This window comes from Frankia sp. AiPs1, assembly GCF_023716945.1.
Lineage (GTDB): Bacteria > Actinomycetota > Actinomycetes > Frankiales > Frankiaceae > Frankia.
Window position 1 is genome coordinate 1 of record NZ_JAMQQF010000423.1, and the last position, 5,354, is coordinate 5,354.

The 5,354-nt window shown below is 74.8% G+C and carries 5 protein-coding genes and 1 riboswitch; of the genes, 1 reads left to right on the forward strand and 4 read right to left on the reverse strand.

The features are described 5' to 3' along the window. Window positions 1-72 precede the first annotated feature (72 nt). The 3 genes from tsaE to glyA all read right to left on the reverse strand — a co-directional run bounded on the left by tsaE (window position 73) and on the right by glyA (window position 3,213). Window positions 73-564 carry a tRNA (adenosine(37)-N6)-threonylcarbamoyltransferase complex ATPase subunit type 1 TsaE gene (gene tsaE, locus ND748_RS24435; protein WP_251748312.1) on the reverse strand — a complete coding sequence of 164 codons (492 nt, stop codon included), beginning with the start codon at window positions 562-564 and terminating at the stop codon, window positions 73-75. Between the two features lie 54 nt (window positions 565-618). Then, a complete protein-coding gene (locus tag ND748_RS24440; protein ID WP_251748313.1) occupies window positions 619-1,812 on the reverse strand; it encodes an alpha/beta fold hydrolase in 1,194 nt (397 codons plus the stop codon). Between the two features lie 138 nt (window positions 1,813-1,950). After that, window positions 1,951-3,213 (reverse strand): serine hydroxymethyltransferase, encoded by a 1,263-nt coding sequence (gene glyA, locus ND748_RS24445; RefSeq protein WP_251748314.1) that lies wholly within the window; start codon window positions 3,211-3,213, stop codon window positions 1,951-1,953. A 27-nt stretch (window positions 3,214-3,240) separates the two neighbouring features. After that, window positions 3,241-3,326, reverse strand: a riboswitch (ZMP/ZTP riboswitch). A 335-nt stretch (window positions 3,327-3,661) separates the two neighbouring features. Here glyA and ND748_RS24450 point away from each other — a divergent pair. Continuing rightward, entirely contained in the window at window positions 3,662-3,973 is a 312-nt protein-coding gene (locus tag ND748_RS24450) for a hypothetical protein (RefSeq protein ID WP_251748315.1), read from the forward strand. Between the two features lie 94 nt (window positions 3,974-4,067). Here ND748_RS24450 and alr read toward each other — a convergent pair whose 3' ends face one another. Next, window positions 4,068-5,222 carry an alanine racemase gene (gene alr, locus ND748_RS24455; protein WP_251748316.1) on the reverse strand — a complete coding sequence of 385 codons (1,155 nt, stop codon included), beginning with the start codon at window positions 5,220-5,222 and terminating at the stop codon, window positions 4,068-4,070. Window positions 5,223-5,354 lie beyond the last annotated feature (132 nt).

Below are 5,354 nucleotides of genomic sequence, written 5' to 3' on the forward strand. Positions count from 1 at the left end.
GCCCGGCGCAGGCGGCGCGTTCGATCCGCGGCGAGTCGGCGCCGACGGCGCGCCCACCAGCCCGCGGCGCGCTCACCAGTCCGCGGCGAGGTCGCGCAGCCGGCGCGCCCAGTTCGGGCCGGTGGCCACGAGACGGACCGTTCTGGTCTCGCCGGCCTCGTCGGCGGTGGGCCGGGTGAGCACGAGCTCGAGATGGTCCTGGGCGAGCCCGTCGACCAGCCCGGCGCCCCACTCGACGACGGTCACCGAGGTGTCGGCGTCGGCGTCGAGGTCGAGGTCGTCGACCTCGGTCACCCCACCGAGGCGGTAGGCGTCGACGTGCACCAGCGGGATCCGGCCGTCCGGGTAGATCCGCGCGAGCACGAACGTCGGCGAGGTGACCGGGTCCCGCACGCCGAGCCCGGCGGCGATGCCCTGGGTGAGGACCGTCTTGCCCGCGCCGAGCGGGCCGGAGAGCACGAGCAGGTCGCCGGGGCGCAGCAACGCGCTCAGCCGGGCGCCGAAGTCCCGCATCCGGGCCGCCGTGGGCACGACGACCAGGTCACCTTGCCGTGTGGCGTCCACGCCCGTCACCTCCTCGCCTGCCCGGGTCCTGCCTGCCCGGGTCCGCCGGGCCGGTCAGGCCGCCGTCCCGCCGGCGTCACGGTCGACGATCGCCGCCCGTTCGGCCGACGGGGCACCGTCCGCGGCAGCACCGACCGCCGCGGGCGGAAGCCCCGACCGCGACCGCGGCAGCGGCAGCGAGACCTCGGCGAGTGACCGCTGCACCAGCCGGCGGATCGCCGCGTTCACCGCCTCGGGCCGTTCCAACATGATGGCGTGGCCCGCGTCCTCCTCGACGACCAGCTCCGCGTCGGGCAGGATCTCGGCGATCGTCCGGCTGTGGGCCACCGGGGTGATCAGGTCGGCGTCGCCGACGACCAGCACGGTGGGGATCCCCACCAGGCGGGCGGCGGCGGCCAGCCGGTCGTTGTCGAGCAGGGTGGGCAGGAACGCCGCGATCACTGCGACCGAGGTGTCCGAGACCATCGTCTCGAGGAACGTGACCACCGCCGGCGGCAGATCGGTGGCGCCGAACCCGATCCGGCGGGTCACCTCCCACGACAGGTCGCTGCCCCGCCCGCGGACCCGCTCCAGCAGGCTCGAGGTGTGCCGCATACCGACGGCTATGCCGGGCAGTACCCGGCGCACCACCGCCGTCGCCAGGGCGGGCAGCCCCAGGGTCACCTGGGCCAGCTCCGACGCGCTGGTCGACAGCAGCGCCACCCCGATGATCCGGTCGTCGAAGAGCTCGGGATGGGCGGCGGCCAGGCCCAGGACCGCCATGCCCCCCATCGAATGACCGACGAGGATGATCGGTCCGCCGGGCACCCGTTCGCGGATCACCTGGTGGAGGTCGTCGGCGAGCACGTCGATGGTGCAGTTGCCAACCTCGGACGGCCCGGAGCGCCCGTGCGCGCGCTGGTCGAAGAAGACCATCCGGCCGAGGTCCGCGAGGGCCCGGTGCTGCAGGGTCCAGCACTCGGCGGACACGCAGAACCCGTGGACGAACACCAGTGTCAGCGGCGCGTCCGGCGGACCGGTCTCCTCGACGTGCAGCGGCACGCCGTCGGCTGCGAGCACCGTGGCGACCCGGCCACCGATCGGCCCCAGCGCTGGCTCCGGCGGCGCGTCCGGCCGGTTGCGGCGGCGGTGGATCGCCCGCCGCTGCGCGACCAGGCCGGCCGCGACGGCCGCGCTGACCACACCGACCGATCCCGTGGCGGCGCGTGCCGCCCGGGAACCCGCGAACGGGCCCACGGTCCTCACCATCAGTGCTCCCTCCTCCGGGCTGCCCTGAACCGATGATGCACCGCGCGGGCGCCAGGAGCAGGGGTCACGTGACGCACGCGGGACCACGCTCCGGCCCCCACAGGTCGGCGCGTGGTCACGCTTCGGGCGCTGGGAGAATCAGGCGAAGCCGGGCATCGGGAAGCCGCTGACCAGCTCGGTGACCTGCTCCCGGACCCGACCGATCGTCGCGGTGTCGCCGGCGCCGGCGGCCTTGACGACGTCGTCGATCCAGCCGGCGAGCGCCGGCATGTGCGCCGGGGTGAGACCGCGGGTGGTGATCGCGGCGGTGCCGAGCCGGATGCCGGAGGGGTCGAACGGCTTGCGCTTGTCGAAGGGCACCGCGTTGTAGTTCAGCTCGATCCCCGCCGCGTCGAGCGCCTTCGCCGCCGGCTTTCCGCCGATGTCCTTGCCGGTGAGGTCGATGAGGATGAGGTGGTTGTCGGTGCCCCCGGTGACGAGGTCGAACCCGCGCTCCACCAGCGCCTCGGCGAGGGCGCGGGCGTTCGCCACGATCGCGTGGGCGTAGTCGCGGAACGCGGGCGTCGAGGCCTCCCGCAGGGCCACCGCGATGGCCGCCGTGGTGTGGTTGTGCGGGCCGCCCTGTAGGCCGGGGAACACCGCCTTGTCCAGCGCCGTGGCGTGCTCGGCGTCCGAGAGCAGCATGGCCCCGCGCGGTCCGCGCAGTGTCTTGTGCGTGGTGGTCGAGATCACCGGAGCGTGGCCGACCGGGGAGGGGTGGGCACCGCCGGCGATCAGCCCGGCGATGTGGGCGATGTCGGCGACGAGCACCGCCCCCACCTCACGCGCGATCTCGGCGAAGGCCGGGAAGTCGATCGTCCGCGGGATCGCCGTCCCACCACAGAAAATAATCTTCGGCCGCTCGGCGCGGGCAAGGTCGCGCACCTCGTCCAGGTCGATCCGGCCGGTGTCCGCCCGCAGGCCGTAGCGGACGCTGCGGAACCACTTGCCGGTCGCCGACACGCTCCAGCCGTGCGTCAGGTGGCCGCCCATCGGCAGCGACAGGCCCATCACCGTGTCCCCGGGCTGGGCGAAGGCGAGGTAGACGGCCAGGTTCGCCGGCGAGCCGGAGTACGGCTGCACGTTGGCGTGCTCGACGCCGAACAGCGCCTTGGCCCGGTCGACGGCCAGCGTCTCGATCGGGTCGACGACCTGCTGACCCTCGTAGTACCGCCGGCCGACGTACCCCTCGGAGTACTTGTTGGTCAGGACGGATCCGGACGCCTCCAGCACCGCGGTGGAGACGTAGTTCTCCGACGCGATCAGCCTGATCGACGCGTGCTGACGGGCGGCCTCGGCCTCGACCAGCCCGGCGATCTCGGGATCGGCGACGGCGAGTTCGGGAAGCGGGGGATTGTGCACAGTGACCTCCGGCAGGTCTCATCCGACCGGAGGCACCCAGGCGCACGGCACCGGCCCGCTCATCGCTCCCCGGTGGTCAGTTCCACCTCTGTGCGCCAGTCGCGACTCCCGGCCAAGTCTAGCCACCAGGCCGCCCGGACCCCGGCAGGACCGACTTCGCCGGCCGCCGACCGTCCCCTTCACCGGGTGTCCCGAAGGCCGAATCGGACGCCGGGCTCTCGGGATACGTCGCCGGGATCTCCGCAGAAGGATCACCGACGGCGATCTGACGCGGACCGGTACGGCCCCCGCCTCGCCGCTCCCCGGGGTCGGCCGTCGGTTGGCCGACAGCGGAGCCGGGTCACATCCGGGCCGCCGCGGCGGGCCGAGCCGGGCGCCTTCCCTTACCGTGGAACGAGGCCGGGACACCCGGCCGGGCGGTGGTTGTTTCGTTGCGGAGGCGGGAATCGTGAAGCTGGCGTGGCGCAAGAGCAGGGACATCTCGGTAAATGCCGGTCGCGGTCTGACGGGCCCGGAGCGGGCCGCCGCGCTCGCGATGGTCGACGAGTCCGAACCCGAGACCGAGCCGGAGCCCGCCGCGGCGGTACCGGCCGCCCCCGGCCCGGTCATGCTGACGCTGACGACCCGCTCCAAGATCGAGCAGGCCGAGCGGGAGTCCGTCGAGGCCGCGGCCCGTCCGGTGCGCCGCCGGATCGAGCGCGGCGCCCTCGGCGGCGGCGCCCCCAGTGGTGGAGGCTGCTCCTCCGGCAGCTGCGGCTGATCCGGGCCGTCGCCCGTCCCCGTCGCCTGCACGCTCACCTCCGCGCGGGGGCGGGGCCGCGGCGGCGGGCGCGCGGGCAGGACGCACGCGCTGGCTAGAGGTAGATGCGCGGGACGCGCCCGCCGATCCGGGTGACGATCTCGTAGTTGATCGTGCCCAGCGCCGCGGCCCAGTCGTCGGCGGTCGGCTCCCCGCGGTCGCCCGGGCCGAACAGCCGCACCTCGTCGCCCGCGGCCACCTCGTCGTCCCCGACGTCGAGGACGAACTGGTCCATGCAGACGGTGCCGGCGATGCGCCGTCGGCGGCCGCCGAACAGCACCTCTGCGGTGTTCGTGGCGGCCCGGGGGATGCCGTCGGCGTAGCCCAGTGGTACCAGGGCGAGCGTCGTCTCCCGCGCCGTGGTGTAGCGGTGGGCGTAGGACACGCCCGTGCCGGCCGGCACCCGCTTGACCAGCGCGGCGTGGCTGACCAGCGACATCGCCGGCCGTAGGCCGAACTGCGCGGGCGGTCCGACGTCCGGGCCCGGGGAGAGCCCGTAGACCGACACCCCGGGCCGCACCAGGTCGAAATGGGCCTCGGGGCTGACCAGGGTCGCCGCGGAGTTCGCGAGATGCCGCACGGTCGGCGCCAGCCCGGCCTTCTCGGCGATGTCGACGGCGTCCCGGAACGCCCCGATCTGAGCCTGCACCGTCGCATGCCCGGGGGCGTCGGCGAACGCGAAGTGACTCCACACCCCGAACGCCTCGATCACGCCCTCGGCCTGCAGCGCCGCGGCCTGGTCGCACAGCCCGGGCCAGTCGCCGGGCATCGCCCCCGCCCGGCCGAGGCCGGTGTCGGCCTTGAGATGCACCCGGGCCGGCCGACCGGCCTGCCGCGCCGCCGCGGCGATCTCCGCCAGGGTCCAGGGCGCGGACGCCGACACGTCGATGCCGGCCGTGATTGCCTCGGCGAACCGCTCACCGGGGGTAGCGAGCCAGCACAGTACCGGCGCGGTGATGCCGGCCGCGCGCAGCGCGAGCGCCTCCTCGACGACCGCCGTGCCAAGCCAGCTCGCGCCGGCTTCCAGCGCGGCTCGGGCGCAGGGAACCATGCCGTGGCCGTACCCGTCGGCCTTCACGACGGCCATGGTGGCGGCGTCGCCGGCGCGGGCCGCGAGGGCGGCCACCGAATCGCGGACCGCGTCGAGGTCGACGGCGGCATACGTTCTGGGTGCGCTGCTGGCCGACGCCTCGGGCCCCTGCACGCTCATGGCGGTCACGCTACCCGCCGTGACCGCCCCCGGGGTGCCCCCGCCCGGACGACGCCAGCAGGTCGGAGATGACCCGGGGCAGCAGGCCGGGCAGGTCGCCGGCGGCGAGGGGCACGGCGGCCCGCTCGGCGG